This window comes from Helcobacillus sp. ACRRO, from assembly GCF_022347125.1.
In the GTDB taxonomy this organism is placed as follows: domain Bacteria; phylum Actinomycetota; class Actinomycetes; order Actinomycetales; family Dermabacteraceae; genus Helcobacillus; species Helcobacillus massiliensis.
Genome location: NZ_JAKRNG010000039.1, coordinates 1 through 13,791 on the forward strand (window position 1 = coordinate 1; position 13,791 = coordinate 13,791).

Sequence of the window (13,791 nt, forward strand, 5' to 3'; positions counted from 1 at the left end):
GAGACAGCCACAGAGGAGGACATCGTGAACGACTCCACCCCCGCCCCGTCAGCGGACGGCCGCTGCGACACCTGCTGGAACTGGGACCCCCTCGCGTCCAGCCGCAGCGCGGACGACCGCCCCCTGGACGTGATCCTGTCCGGCACCGTGTTCTACGACCTCGTGTTCTCCGGGCTGTCCCGGATGCCGAACCCGGGGGAGGAGCTGTGGAGCGAAGGCCTCGGCTCCAGCCCCGGCGGCATCGCCAACCTCGCCACCGCCGCCGCCCGCCTCGGACTGCGCACGGGCCTCGCCGCCGGCTTCGGCGACGACGCCATGGCCGACTGGATGTGGGACGTCCTCGCCGACCAGGAGGGCATCGACCTGTCCGCCTCGAAGCGGTTCGCGGACTTCCACAGCCCCATCACCGTCGCCATCTCCACCGATGACGACCGCGCCATGGTCACCCACGGCCACCACCTGCCCGAATCGCTCGACACCCAGATCCTCGCCGCCCCACCCGCCAAAGCCGCCCTCGTGGACCTCGCCGGGGAGCACCACTGGTGGGAGCAGCTCGCCGCGCGCGGCACCAAAGTGTGGGCGGACATCGGCTTCGACTCCACCGGCGCATGGGACGTGAAGGACCTCGACCCCCTGGAGCACTGCTACGCGTTCACCCCGAACTCCGTGGAGGCGATGGCGTACACCCGGACCGAGTCCCCGTCGGCCGCGGCGCGGGCACTGTCCGAGAAGGTGGGGCTCGCCATCGTCACCGACGGCGCCCGCGGCGTCTACGCCATCGACGGCCACACCGGGGAGGAGGCCTACTGCCCCGCCCTGTCCGTCCCCGCGGTGGACCCGACGGGCGCCGGCGACGTGTTCGCCGCCGCGAGCGTCCTCGGCGACCTCGCCGGCTGGCCGCTCATGCAGCGCCTCCGCTTCGCGTCCCTCTGCTCCGGAATCGCGGTCCAGCGGCACGGTGGGGCGCTCGCGGCACCCGGCTGGGCGGACCTCACCGACTGGTGGCGCACCCTCGCCGAATCCTCCGCCGACGGGGACCTGGAAGCGGCCTATGTCGCCGAGAAGTTCGCGTTCCTCGACGGCCTCGTGCCGCGGCACGAGACGCGGGCGGTGCACCGGGCGGAGGCGACGTTCCGCACCCACCACCAGGTGTCGCCGTCGGGCGCGAACGAGGATTCGATGCCAACGGAGCGGATCCGCGTGGACCGCGACTGACTCTCAGCCCTCCGCAGAATCCCGGCCCGACCGGGCCCTGAGCGGCGCCGGCGCGGCTACCCTGGTGAGCATGGGACGCGTGACATCGAACCGCCGCATGATGACGGTGCGGCTGCGGGACGGCCAGCTCTACCACTCGGAGAAGCCGGACACCGTTGCGGTGGAAGAGCCCCTGGACATCCGCCTCAACGGCCAGAAGCTGTCCCTGACCATGCGCACCCCCGGGCACGATGTCGAACTCATCCACGGCTTCCTCCACGCCGAGGGCTACATCCAGCACCGCGAGGACATCCTCGAAGCCCGCTACTGCGACGGCGCCGTGGTTGAGGACGAATCCGGCTTCGCCCGCAACACGTACAACGTCATGGACTTCACCACCGCACCGGGCGTGATGACCCGGGGTGGGCACGGCCCCGTCGGCCATGCTGACACCACTGCGGCCGGTGGGGGAGCGGGCTCCCCGATGGGGGCCGACGGGCGCACCATCCTCCCCGTGGTGCAGAAGACCTTCATCACCTCCAGCGCCTGCGGCGTCTGCGGCTCCACCAGCATCGACGACGTGGTCCACAGGACCCGCTACTCCATCACCGACGACTTCACCGTGAAGCCCGCGGACCTGCTGCGCGCCCAGGCGCAGCTCTCCGACGGGCAGAAGGTCTTCCAGCGCACCGGCGGTGTCCACGCCGCCGCACTCATCACCCCCGACGGCACCGCCGAAGTCCTCCGCGAGGACGTGGGGCGCCACAACGCGGTCGACAAGGTCATCGGCTGGTCCCTGCTGAACTCGCAGATGCCGATCCGCAACCGGGTGCTGCTGGTGTCCTCTCGGGCGTCGTTCGAGATCGTGCAGAAGGCCGCGATGGCCGGGATCTCGTTCGTGGCGTGCGTGTCCGCACCGTCCTCCCTCGCGATCGACACGGCCGAACGGTTCGGCATGACCCTCGCCGGGTTCGTCCGCGCCGGCCGCGACGAGGACAACGGCCGCTTCAACGTCTACACCGGTGCGCAGCGCATCGACCTCGAGGGGACCGCGAGCTGAGCCTCACGCGGCGGCCGGCCCCGAATCAGTGCGCAGATAGGGGAGCGGGTTGTCGAGAAGAGGCTGGAGCGAGTAGATCGCGGCGCCGAGCAGAGGGCCGTTATCGCTGATCGCCGCCTCGGCGATCGTGACCGGGCGATCTTCAGCTGCCAACGAGTGAGCATTGATCGTCTCGCCAACCGACTGTTGGATCTGCGGGAACATGCGACCGAAGTATCCGGCCAGCACCACGGTAGGGATATCGAGCAGAGTGATCGTGCTCGACAGGCCGATGCCCAGCCAATAGGCCATCTCATCGAGCGCCTCGGGGGCGAGCTTCGACGGGAGTTCATTGATTGGGATGTCTTCGGACAACCCCGTTTTGCGCCGGATCGCCCACGCGGATGCGTAGGACTCCAGACAACCAGAGCGTCCGCACCGGCACTGAGGGCCGTTCGGGTCCACCACGACGTGACCGATTTCACCAGCCCACCCCTGGTCACCGTGAAGGATCTGCCCGTTGATCACAACCGTGCCGCCGATTCCGGTCTCCCCGTGAACCACAATGAAACTTTCGCCTCGCCGAGTCAGCATTTCCGTTCGTGCAACCAGGCGTGCATCATTCCCGAGCCGAGGCCTGGGATAGCCGGATCGCCGCTTGACCCTCTGTCCCAGCTCACGCTGAAGCATGTCAGCGAAGGGGATGCCTTCCCACCCGAGGTTCGGTGCCGACGCAACGACGGAGCGGTCGTGAGAGATTCTGCCCGGGATCGCGGCAGAAATTCCTGGGATCTTCGTCTGCGACGCCAATGTTTCGACATGTGGGGCGAGTAGGCGTGCCGCTGCACGTGCCGCCGCTTCAGGGGCGTCCTCGAAGGTGCCCGCCTCTATTTCCTTGGCGGCGGTGCTGCCATCGAGTCGCCGCACAAGCACAGCCACGTGGTCGGCGCTGATCTCAATGCCGATCCCGACAGCACCGTCACCCGCGGCGCTGATGGGAATCATCGGCCGGCCCGACCCCCCGAGCCGGATCGGCTCCCCCTCGATCAGGAGTCCGCCTGCCGAGAGCTGGTCGACCAACTTGGACACAGTCGGCTTCGTCAGACCCGTGGAGTGAGCAAGATCCGCCCGGGAGATGGGGTCTTCAGCGAACGCGATCCGTCGCAGCACACGTGCAAGGTTATGGCTGCGTACATCGGTGGGCTGCATGGTCCTGCTCCATAGGTGGTGGGTGATCCGAACCCCTGGCTACCGGTCGTAAGGCGGCGGGAAGGGCGGGACTTTTGGCTTCCACTGTAGCCCTTGACACATATAAGTTAGTAAAGGAAACTTACTTATGGCAATCCGACGACGAAAGGCCACCATCATGTCGAACCTGACCCCAACAGCTGACGACAAGTTCTGCTTCGGTCTGTGGACCACGGGTTGGCAGGCGCAGGACCAGTTCGGTCGCGCCAGCCGTCCTGCACTCCCGCTGGCTGATCACATCTTCCGCCTCGCCGATTTGGGCGCCTGGGGCTTCACGTTTCATGACAACGATGTCTTCGCCTTCGACGCGACCGACCAGGAGCGCCGAGCAGTCATCGACGAGATCAAGCAGGTCTCAGAGAAAACCGGCATGACCGTCGAGATGGTCACCACCGACACCTTCGCCCATCCGGTGTTCAAGGACGGTGCCTTCACCTCGAACGACCGCGGAGTGCGTCGCTTCGGCCTCCGTAAGGTCCTCAAGAACGTCGACCTGGCCGCCGAGCTCGGGGCGCAGACCTTTGTCATGTGGGGCGGCCGTGAAGGATCCGAGTACGACTCGTCCAAGGACCTCGGTGCTGCGCTCGACCGCTATGCAGAGGGCATCGATACCGTGGCTGCCTACATCAAGGAAAAGGGCTACGACCTGCGGATCGGCCTTGAGCCGAAGCCCAACGAACCGCGCGGCGACATCTTCCTGCCCACCATCGGCCACGCCCTGGCCTTCATCGAGAAGCTCGACAACGGCGACATCGTCGGAGTGAACCCGGAGACCGGCCATGAACAGATGGCAGGCCTCAACTACACCCACGGCCTCGCGCAGGCCATGTGGGCAGACAAGCTCTTCCACATCGATCTCAACGGCCAGCACGGTCCCATGTACGACCAGGACCTCGTGTTCGGGCACGGAGACCTCATCAGCGCGTTCTTCACCGTGGACCTTCTTGAGAACGGCCTTCCGGGCAAGCCCGGCGCGTACCAGGGTGCTCGTCACTTCGACTTCAAGCCATCGCGCACCGAATACACCGAGGGGCAATATAAGTCGGCCGCAGCCAACATGGACATGTACCTCATGCTCAAGGAGCGCGCCCTCGCATTCCGCCAGGACCCGGAGGTGCAGGAAGCCATGAAGCACTCCGGAATCGCAGAGCTTGCCGAGCCCACTATGGCCGAGGGAGAGACCATCCAGGACCTTCTGAACGACAAGAGCGCCTACGAGGACTTCAACGCTGACAAGGCAGGGGAGCGGGACTACGGCTTCGTGCAGCTCCACCAGCTGGCAGTGCGTCACCTCCTCGGCTTCGGAGCCTGACATGTCGCTCGTTCTGGGGATCGACTCATCCACACAGTCGACGAAAGCACTCCTTGTCGATGCAGATTCAGGCGAGATCGTCGAGGAGCGTCGAGCAGGACACCCGGATGCGACCGAAGTGGACCCGCGAGAATGGCTCACGGCGCTGGATGACGCGGCAGGGCCTCTGCTCAGCCGTGCTCAAGCAGTCGCCGTCGGCGGCCAACAGCACGGAATGGTGGCGCTCGATGACACCGGGACGCCTGTGCGCAATGCCCTTCTCTGGAACGACACCCGCAGTGCCCGGACGGCCCAGGACCTCGTGGAGGAACTGGGAGGGCCCGCGGCAGCCGCAGAACGCACTGGATCGGTCCATGTCGCCTCCATTACCAGCGCCAAGCTCCGGTGGATGAAGGACACCGAACCGGAAAATGCAGCCCGCACACACCGTGTGGTTCTCCCGCACGACTGGCTGAATCATCACCTCGACGCCGCTGGCGGTTGGTTCACGGATCGCGGTGACGCGTCGGGAACGGGGTACTTCTCGCCCAGGCACAACGGCTGGGATGACGAGTTGCAGCGACACGCACTGGGGCACGACTTCGCTGTGCCAGCCATTGCGACCACCCCATTCGCCGCAATGGGGGAAACTCGCGAGGGAGGGGTCATCGCACCGGGAACGGGTGACAACATGGCCGCCGCGCTAGGACTCGGCTTGACCGAGGGGGATGTATCCCTCTCGGTGGGCACGTCCGGCGTGGCCGCGATGGTGTCGAACAAAGTCCCCCTCGACCCTTCGGGGGCCGTCAATGGATTCGCCGACGCCACCGGTCGATGGTTGCCACTCGCATGCACGCTCAACGCGTCACGGATACTCGATTTCGGCTGCTCCATCCTGGCTGTTGGATACGACGAACTGAGCGAGATGGCTATGGAATCAGCCCCAGGTGCCAACGGAGCGGTGTTCATACCCTATCTCGATGGAGAACGGACTCCGAACCGCCCGGATGCCACTGGCAGCTTCCACGGACTCACTCGCAGCACGACCCGGAATGACATGGCTCGCGCCATTATCGAAGGTCTTGTCTGCTCACTTGCCGACGCAGTCGGGTTCGTCGAAGATGCCTCGGGTTCTCAGGCAAACCGGATCCTTCTGATCGGCGGAGGCTCGAAGTCGCCAGCCGTCAGGGCGCTCGCACCAGCCGTTCTCGGCAAGCCCATTGAGTTGCCGGTCGAGCGTGAGTATGTAGCTCTCGGCGCGGCACGACAGGCCGCTTGGGCTCTTTCGGGATCGCAAGAACCGCCGGCCTGGAACGTGGGCACCACAACGGTCCTGGAAGCTGACCACACGCCCCACGTCCTGGAGCAGTACCGCGACTACCGCGGCTGACTCCTCTTCACAAACCGCACCATCGTGTCAGCGACGACCCGCCGGTGCGGCACACCCCAACTCCCAGACGAACCCGCACCCGCGGTGAGGAGAATTCAATGTCGAATCAGTTCACACGTCGTGGAGCACTCACGTTGCCCCTGCTCACCGCGCTCGCGCTGAGCGGCTGCGTGGCCGCACGCCCGGCGAGCACCACCGCCATCGACCCCAAGAACGCCGTCGTCGGAATCTCAATGCCGACGAAGTCGCTCGAACGATGGAACCGCGACGGCTCCAACCTCAACAAACTGCTCACAGACGCCGGCTACAGGACCTCTCTGCAGTACGCCGACAACAAACCGGACATGCAGTTCAGCCAGATCCAGAACATGGTCAACGACGGGGTGGACGTACTCGTCATCGCCCCAATCGACGGCACAATGCTCGCCCCCGCTATCGAAGCGGCGAAGGCGAAGAACATTCCTGTCCTGTCGTATGACCGGCTCATCGAGGGCACTGACGGGATCGACTACTACGTCAGCTTTGACAACCGAACCGTCGGGACCTTCCAGGGCAAGTTCCTCGTTGACCAGCTCAAGCCGAACCCGTCCAGCCCGAAGAACGTCGAATTGTTCGGAGGGTCCCCCGACGACCCGAACGCTGCACAGTTCTTCGGCGGAGCGTGGGACATCCTGGCGGAGCACTTCGAATCCGGGGCCTTCGCCTCGCCCAGTGGCAAGGTGCCGAAGAACGAGGACGGATGGAAGCAGATAGGCATCCTCGGCTGGGACAGCGCAAAGGCACAGTCCGAAATGCAGACGCGTTTGAACTCGTTCTATGCGGACGGCAAGAAGCTGGATGCGGTCCTGTCCCCGAACGACTCACTCGCTCTTGGCATCGAACAAGCCCTGGAGGCACGAGGTTTCCGCCCTGGTCAGAACTGGCCGGTCGTCACCGGGCAGGACGGTGACAAGGCCAACGTCATGAACATGCTGAAGGACAAGCAGGCCATGACCGTCTTCAAGGATACGCGTGAGCTCGGCGAACGCGCCTTCACCATGGTCGATCAGATCATCAAGGCCGAAACCGTCGAGATCTCCAAGGGCAAGGAGTACGACAACGGCAAGAAGAAGGTTCCCACCTTCCTGCTGACCCCCAAGGTGGTTACGAAGGACACGGTGAAGAAGGACCTCGTCGACACCGGCTTCTACACCGCAGAGGAACTGGGGGCGTGACGGCATGAACTCACACAACCCCAAGCCCATCATTCTCCAGATGAAGGGCATCAGAAAAACGTTCGGACCAGTCGTAGCCCTCGACAAGGTCGACCTGGAAATCGCCCGCGGCACTGTCCATGCTCTGTGCGGCGAGAACGGCGCGGGCAAGTCCACCTTGATGAAGGTGCTCTCCGGCGTCTACCCGGCGGGCACCTACGAAGGCGAGATCGTGCTCGACGGTTCGGTTGCGCAGTTCAAGTCCATCCGTGACTCCGAAGCGGATGGCATCGCGATCATCCACCAGGAGCTCGCCCTCGCCCCCAACCTGTCGATCCTCGAAAACATCTATCTGGGTCGCCCGGTCCGTAAGGGTCTCGGGATCGACTGGAAGCCGATGCGGGCTGAAGCCACGCGCCTGCTCGCTAAGGTCGGGTTGCGGGAGAGCATCGACACGCCCGTCGGCCAATTGGGCGTCGGCAAGCAGCAATTGGTCGAAATTGCCCGAGCGCTGTCGAAGCGCGTCAGGATCCTGATCCTCGACGAGCCGACCGCCGCGTTGAACGATGACGATTCAGAACAGCTTCTCGAGTTGGTGCGTCAGCTGCGTGCTGAGGGTGTGGCCTGCGTGATCATCTCTCATAAGCTGAATGAGGTTGCTGCAATATCCGATTCGGTGACGATCATTCGTGACGGCCTCACGGTGGAGACGTTCCATGTCGAGGGAGGTGCGCCGGTGGACGAAGAACGCATTATTCGCGGAATGGTCGGCCGGAGCCTCGACAACAGGTATCCCGACCACACCCCCTCTATCGGCAACGAGCTGCTGAGGGTCGACCACTGGACCGTCAAGCACCCCGTCATTCCGGACCGGCTCGTGAGCGACGACGTCTCCATACGCGTACGAGCCGGCGAAATTGTGGGCATCGCGGGGCTCATGGGAGCCGGCCGCACTGAATTTGCCATGAGCGTGTTCGGCAGGTCCTATGGCCGCTTCCAGAGTGGCCGCGTATTCAAGGGTGGGCAGGAGATCGACACATCGACGGTGCGCCGGGCGATCAATGCCGGTCTCGCCTACGTATCCGAGGACCGGAAGGAACTCGGACTGAACCTGATCCAGTCGATCAAAACGAACATCTCCAGTGCCGCGCTGCCGAAACTGACGAGGAGCGGAGTGGTGGACGAACACCGCGAAACCATCGTCGCGCAGGATTACCGACGCGACGTCCACATCAAGACGTCGAGCATCGACGAGGCAGTGGCCAACCTGTCGGGTGGCAATCAGCAGAAGGTCAGCCTCGCCAAATGGTTGTTCACGGACCCGGACGTCCTGATCCTTGATGAGCCGACTCGAGGCATCGATGTCGGCGCCAAATTCGAGATCTACCAGTTGATCAACCGGCTTGCTGATTCCGGCAAGGGCGTCATCGTCATCTCCTCCGAGATGCCTGAGCTCCTCGGCATATGCGACCGCATCTACGCATTGAACCAGGGGAGCATCACCGGTGAGCTCTCCCGTCCCGACTTCAGCCAGCAGGCGCTCATGCGCCTCATGACCACAGAGAAAGCAGGTGCTGCAGCATGAGCGCAGACACTCTGATCAAGAAGAAGCCCTGGTACCGGACCTTCAACCTCCGTGACTCCGGTCTGCTGCTCGCGCTTCTCGGCATCATCGTACTGTTCCAGATCCTGACCGGCGGGCGGCTCCTCGTCCCCGACAACATCGCCTCGCTGATCCAGCAGAACGCGTACGTGATGATCTTGGCGATCGGAATGATGCTGGTGATCATCGCTGGCCACATCGACCTGTCTGTCGGGTCAACGGTGGCGATGGTCGGGGGCATCTTCGGTGTCCTCACCGCGTCATGGGGTGTGAACTGGGTTCTCGCCATCGTGCTGTGCATCGGTGTCGGCCTCCTCGTGGGAGCCTGGCAGGGCTTCTGGGTCGCCTATGTCGGAATCCCGGCGTTCATCGTGACGCTCGCAGGCATGCTGATCTTCCGCGGTTTCGCACAGCTGCTCGTGGGGCAGACAATCTCTGGGTTCGACCAGGGGTTCATTCAGATCGGCAATGGTTCGGTGCCCAACATTCTTGGTTTCACCAACACCCCTGCCATCGGTTATCTGGAGGGCGTCACCTTGCTGTTGGGCACCCTCGCGATCGTCAGCCTCGTGGTGTCCGCCCTGCGCAGCCGACGGGCTCGCGCTTCGCATGGCCTCGATGCTGAACCGACCGGGCTGTTCTGGGGCCGAATCGTGTTCGCCAGCCTGATCATCGGTTTCTTCACCTTCCTCCTCGCCAACTCCACTGGGGGATTCCCCATCGTCCTCGGCGTTGTTGGTGTCCTGATGCTGGTGTTCTCCTGGCTTCTGCGCAACACCCCGTTCGGTAGGAACATCTACGCCATCGGTGGCAACTATCGCGCGGCTGAGCTGTCGGGTGTGAACGCGAAACTGACGACGTTCAATGTGTTCCTCCTCGCGGGTGCACTCGCGGCCGTCGCCGGTGTTGTGGTGACGTCCCGCGCCGGTGCTGCCGTGGCGGGTGCAGGCATGAGCTACGAGCTCGACGCCATCGCAGCCTGCTTCATCGGCGGAGCCGCCGTGAGCGGAGGCGTAGGCAAGATCTCCGGCGCGATGATCGGCGCTCTCATTATGGGCGTGCTGAACATTGGCCTTTCGATCCTGGCGGTTGACCCCGCTTGGCAGCAGGCGATCAAGGGCTTCGTCCTCCTCGGGGCAGTCGCCTTTGACCTCATCAGCAAGAAGCGAGCAGTCGCCGCCTGAGCTGTTCAACACTGAGTGAATCCAGCGCCGAGGAACGTGTGCGTGCACAGCGCATCGTCCTCGGCGCTGGCACGTTCACTCAGTGTGGTGTTCATGAGGGAGCTCTCGTCTGTTCTCCTGTGGAAGCCTCAGATGGGGCCATAATCGAGGGGCGACCAGCTTCTTCTCGATCCCCACCTCACTGAAGGAGCTCCTCATGACCGCCCAGCCGCCGCCCACCCAGCCGAACCAGCAGCCTGCCGACCAGCCGTCGTCCGCGTTCGACTTCTCCGGCTACCGCCTCACCTTCCCCGTCCTGCCGCGCAGCCTGCGCGAATTCCTCCCCGAGCCGGGCTGGTTCGGGAAGCTCTTCGCCGTCCGCCACATGCCGACGGAGGCCGCGATCAGCTACGTCACCAACCTGATCCTGCTGATCATCGGGCTCGTCATTGCCGCGCTGGTCATGCTGATCGGCGTGCCGGCTCTCCTCCTCGGCCTCCCGGCGATCGGTGCCGCTGGCCCTGCCGGCATCGGCTTCCTGCTGGTCGGCATTGTGATCATCGCGCTGTCCCTTCTGCTCAGCGCGGTCTCCGTGATCGCCCTGCTGAAGATCCGCGAACAGCAGAACTGGGCGCGCTGGCTGCTTCTCGCCACCACCCTGTTCAGCATCATCATGGACGCCACCCCCTCCTTGACGGAGAGCGACCCGATCGTGGCCGGGGCGGCGACCGGCACCGGGGTCTTCACCACCCTGCTGACGCTCGTGCTGCTGGCCCTGCTGTTCCTGCCGCGCTCGAACGCGTGGTTCCAGGCCGCCGACGAGCAGAAGCGCGCCGACCGCGCCGGCCACCACGGGCCGACGGGACCCGCCCACTGACCCTGAGCCCGGCGGCGGGCCGGCACCCGTCGGCCCGTCGCCGCGGTCCATCACCCACGCAGCCCGGTCCACTGTGCCCGGAGTCATGCCCGCCCTCGCACCGCCCCTGACCTGCGGACTTCCGGCATGTGAGACACATGGACGGGACGAAGCTCCCCACGAATGGCCCACGGCACAAGCGCGGCGGTCTTCACGATAGGGTCACATGCGTTCACGAGGGCCGAGACGGCCCGCTCCCCAATCGAGAGGAGACTTCGTGTCTGACCTCACGTTCAAACTCATCGCGGTGGGATTGTACTTCCTCGCGATGATCGGCATCGGGTTCTACGCCTTCAGGAAGACCCGAAGCGGCGACGACTACATGCTCGGCGGCCGCAGCCTCAGCCCCTTCACCGCCGCGCTCTCCGCCGGCGCCTCCGACATGTCCGGCTGGCTGATGATGGGTCTGCCCGGTGCGCTGTACATGTCGGGCCTCGTCGAAGGGTGGATGGCGATCGGTCTGACCACCGGTGCCGCCCTCAACTGGATCTTCGTGGCCCCACGTCTGCGGCGCTTCACCGAAGTCGCCGGCGATTCCATCACCATCCCCAGCTACTTCGACAACCGCCTCGGCGACACGACCCGTCTCCTGCGCGTCGCCTCCGGCCTCGTCATCCTGGTGTTCTTCACCTTCTACGTGTCCTCCGGCATGGCAGCCGGCGGCAAGTTCTTCGTCTCCGCCTTCGGCGGCGAATACTGGATCGGCATGCTCCTCGTTGCCGGCATCACCCTGCTGTACACGATGTTCGGCGGCTTCCTCGGCGCCACCTACACTGACATGGTGCAGGGCCTGATCATGCTCGCCGCCCTCCTCATCGTGCCGACCCTCGCCATCGGCGCAGTCGGCGGCCCCGGCGCGATGTTCGAATCGGTCGGTCAGGTGAACCCGGACTTCGGCTCCCTCGTCACCGGCGCCACCGTCATCGGCGTCATCTCCTCCGCGGCGTGGGGCCTCGGCTACTTCGGCCAGCCGCACATCATCATCCGCTTCATGGCGCTGCGCTCCTCCAAGGACGCCCGCATGGGCACCGTCATCGGTGTCGGCTGGATGGTCCTGTGTGTGCTCGGCGTCATCGCCACCGCGATGGCCGGCATCGCCTACTTCCAGCAGAACCCGGACATGAGCCTCTCCGACCCGGAGAACGTGGTACTGGACCTCGCCCAGATCATGATGCACCCGCTGCTGGCCGGCATCGTCCTCGCCGCCGTCCTGGCAGCCATCATGTCCACCATCTCCTCGCAGCTCGTGGTCACCTCCTCCGCCCTGGTGGAGGACCTCGTGGGCACCGGCGTGAAGCTGTCGGCGAACGCGAAGCTGTGGCTCGGCCGCATCGGCGTGCTCGTGATCGCCATCATCGGCGCCTACATCGCCCGCGACCCCGAGTCCACCATCCTCGGCCTCGTGGCGTTCGCCTGGGCCGGCTTCGGTGCCGCCTTCGGCCCGATCGTGCTGCTCTCCCTCTACTGGAAGCGACTGACCAACATCGGTGCCCTCGCCGGCATGGTGACCGGCGCCGTGGTGTCCTTCGTGTGGGGCAAGAGCAGCCAGGCCATCGACGCGGAGCAGACCACCAACGGCATCGCCAACCTCTGGGGCGCACTGCCGGAGCCGCTGTACGAGATCGTGCCCGGCTTCCTGCTGTGCCTCATCGTTGCGGTCGTCGTGTCCCTGCTGACCAAGGCTCCGGGTCGCGAAGCCCTCGCCGGCTTCCGCCACATGGAGACCGCCACCACCGAGCGCGCCGCAGTGAAGGACTCCACCGCGGTGTGACCGGTTGCAGCGCCACGGATCGGGCCCCGCGCGGGGCGCGGCCGTGAGTGCTGAGAACAGAGCGCTGCACCCTGAGCGCTGAGAAGCGGCCCGTCTGACGCTGAGTCAGGCGGGCCGCTTCGTTGTTCGTGGGGGCGGAGCGGTTCGGCGCCGTGGCTCAGCCGAGCGCGTCGTGCGCCCAGGCGTCCTCGAGGTGCTGATGCGAGGTCGCGATCGAATGCTCGTTGGCGAGCAGCTGGTGCGCGAACTCCGGCCCCAGCGTGGCCGCCGGGATCCCCGCCGCGAACAGCGCCGACATCTGGTCCAGGCTGCGGATCGACGCCGCCAGAACCTTCGTCTCCGATTCGCGCGCCGTCAGGATGCGGTGCAGTTCGATCGCGGCGGCGACACCGTCCACGCCGAGGTCGTTCAGCTTGCCGACGTACGGCGCGATCCAGCCGAGCCCGAGCTCATGCGCCAGCACGCCCTGCGCCGGGTGGTATACGGCCGTGAGAAGGATGCGCTCACCGGCGCCCTGGAGGTCGTTGACGACCCGGAGCCCGTCGGGCGTGGCGGGGATCTTCACACTCGCGTTCAGGCCGAGCTCCAGGATCTCCTCAGCGCTGGAGCGCAGCTCGCCGTGCGTGCCGCCCACTGCCTGCGCGAAGAACGTCTGCGCGCCGAGGCGGTTCGCGTGGTCGTAGAGGGCGGGGATGTCGCGCTGGGACAGTCCGGCCGCGCGCAGTGCCTGCGGGTTCGTGGTGACGCCGTTGAACAGGCCGTACTGCATGAGGTCGTCGAGGTCACCGGGGCGAGCGGAGTTGATGAAGAGCACCTGGTCTCCTTGCGTGTGAGCAGGGTGGTTGGGTGTGCGCGGTCCTCGCCCGGGTGCGGGCGGCCGCGAGGGCGCTTCCCATGCTAGTCGGCGGGACCCGTCGGCACCGGGGAGTTCCGCATGCGCCCTGCCGGGCTGGGGGGCCGACGGGACCCGCCGACTAGCATGG

General features: G+C 65.4%; 11 protein-coding genes. 9 read left to right on the top strand and 2 right to left on the bottom strand.

The annotated features are described in order from the left end of the window. Positions 1–24 precede the first annotated feature (24 nt). Together MHY20_RS10745 and fdhD are read left to right on the top strand one after the other, a co-directional pair. The gene (locus MHY20_RS10745) at positions 25–1,215 is read left to right on the top strand and encodes a PfkB family carbohydrate kinase (protein WP_239376746.1); all 1,191 of its coding nucleotides are present in this window, start codon (positions 25–27) and stop codon (positions 1,213–1,215) included. Between the two features lie 70 nt (positions 1,216–1,285). Beyond that, complete coding sequence (gene fdhD / locus MHY20_RS10750; RefSeq protein WP_239376732.1) at positions 1,286–2,254, top strand: formate dehydrogenase accessory sulfurtransferase FdhD; 969 nt, start codon at positions 1,286–1,288, stop codon at positions 2,252–2,254. 3 nt (positions 2,255–2,257) lie between these two features. Here the strand turns inward: fdhD and MHY20_RS10755 are convergent, their stop codons facing one another. Next, a complete protein-coding gene (locus tag MHY20_RS10755) occupies positions 2,258–3,442 on the bottom strand; it encodes an ROK family transcriptional regulator (protein WP_239376734.1) in 1,185 nt (394 codons plus the stop codon). Between the two features lie 157 nt (positions 3,443–3,599). On the opposite strand from MHY20_RS10755, the gene xylA reads away from it, so the two are divergent. The 7 genes from xylA (at position 3,600) to putP (ending at position 12,808) form a co-directional block, all read left to right on the top strand. Continuing rightward, positions 3,600–4,793, top strand: a complete 1,194-nt coding sequence (gene xylA / locus MHY20_RS10760) for a xylose isomerase (RefSeq protein ID WP_239376748.1) — start codon at positions 3,600–3,602, stop codon at positions 4,791–4,793. Between the two features lies 1 nt (position 4,794). Next, entirely contained in the window at positions 4,795–6,162 is a 1,368-nt protein-coding gene (gene xylB / locus MHY20_RS10765; protein ID WP_239376736.1) for a xylulokinase, read from the top strand. 98 nt (positions 6,163–6,260) lie between these two features. Continuing rightward, positions 6,261–7,376 carry a sugar-binding protein gene (locus MHY20_RS10770; protein ID WP_239376738.1) on the top strand — a complete coding sequence of 372 codons (1,116 nt, stop codon included), beginning with the start codon at positions 6,261–6,263 and terminating at the stop codon, positions 7,374–7,376. A gap of 40 nt (positions 7,377–7,416) precedes the next feature. Further along, on the top strand, positions 7,417–8,940 hold the full coding sequence (locus tag MHY20_RS10775; RefSeq protein WP_275436804.1) for a sugar ABC transporter ATP-binding protein: 1,524 nt from the start codon (positions 7,417–7,419) through the stop codon (positions 8,938–8,940). Further along, the gene (gene mmsB, locus MHY20_RS10780; protein ID WP_239376742.1) at positions 8,937–10,142 is read left to right on the top strand and encodes a multiple monosaccharide ABC transporter permease; all 1,206 of its coding nucleotides are present in this window, start codon (positions 8,937–8,939) and stop codon (positions 10,140–10,142) included. The genes MHY20_RS10775 and mmsB overlap by 4 nt, the downstream gene beginning before the upstream one ends. Positions 10,143–10,338: 196 nt before the next feature. Beyond that, positions 10,339–10,998, top strand: coding sequence for a hypothetical protein (locus MHY20_RS10785; protein WP_239376744.1), 660 nt, complete (start codon positions 10,339–10,341; stop codon positions 10,996–10,998). A 256-nt stretch (positions 10,999–11,254) separates the two neighbouring features. Next, positions 11,255–12,808, top strand: coding sequence for a sodium/proline symporter PutP (gene putP / locus MHY20_RS10790; protein ID WP_343064086.1), 1,554 nt, complete (start codon positions 11,255–11,257; stop codon positions 12,806–12,808). Between the two features lie 157 nt (positions 12,809–12,965). Here putP and MHY20_RS10795 read toward each other — a convergent pair whose 3' ends face one another. Further along, on the bottom strand, positions 12,966–13,622 hold the full coding sequence (locus tag MHY20_RS10795; RefSeq protein ID WP_183376898.1) for a transaldolase family protein: 657 nt from the start codon (positions 13,620–13,622) through the stop codon (positions 12,966–12,968). Positions 13,623–13,791 lie beyond the last annotated feature (169 nt).

Bases quoted from the DNA above. Each gene is read 5' to 3' on its own strand.
- MHY20_RS10775 (WP_275436804.1), top strand. From the start codon at position 7,417: ATGAAGGGCATCAGAAAAACGTTCGGACCAGTCGTAGCCCTCGACAAG.
- MHY20_RS10785 (WP_239376744.1), top strand. From the start codon at position 10,339: ATGACCGCCCAGCCGCCGCCCACCCAGCCGAACCAGCAGCCTGCCGAC.
- mmsB (WP_239376742.1), top strand. From the start codon at position 8,937: ATGAGCGCAGACACTCTGATCAAGAAGAAGCCCTGGTACCGGACCTTC.
- fdhD (WP_239376732.1), top strand. From the start codon at position 1,286: ATGGGACGCGTGACATCGAACCGCCGCATGATGACGGTGCGGCTGCGG.
- xylA (WP_239376748.1), top strand. From the start codon at position 3,600: ATGTCGAACCTGACCCCAACAGCTGACGACAAGTTCTGCTTCGGTCTG.
- MHY20_RS10755 (WP_239376734.1), bottom strand. From the start codon at position 3,442: ATGCAGCCCACCGATGTACGCAGCCATAACCTTGCACGTGTGCTGCGA.
- xylB (WP_239376736.1), top strand. From the start codon at position 4,795: ATGTCGCTCGTTCTGGGGATCGACTCATCCACACAGTCGACGAAAGCA.
- MHY20_RS10770 (WP_239376738.1), top strand. From the start codon at position 6,261: ATGTCGAATCAGTTCACACGTCGTGGAGCACTCACGTTGCCCCTGCTC.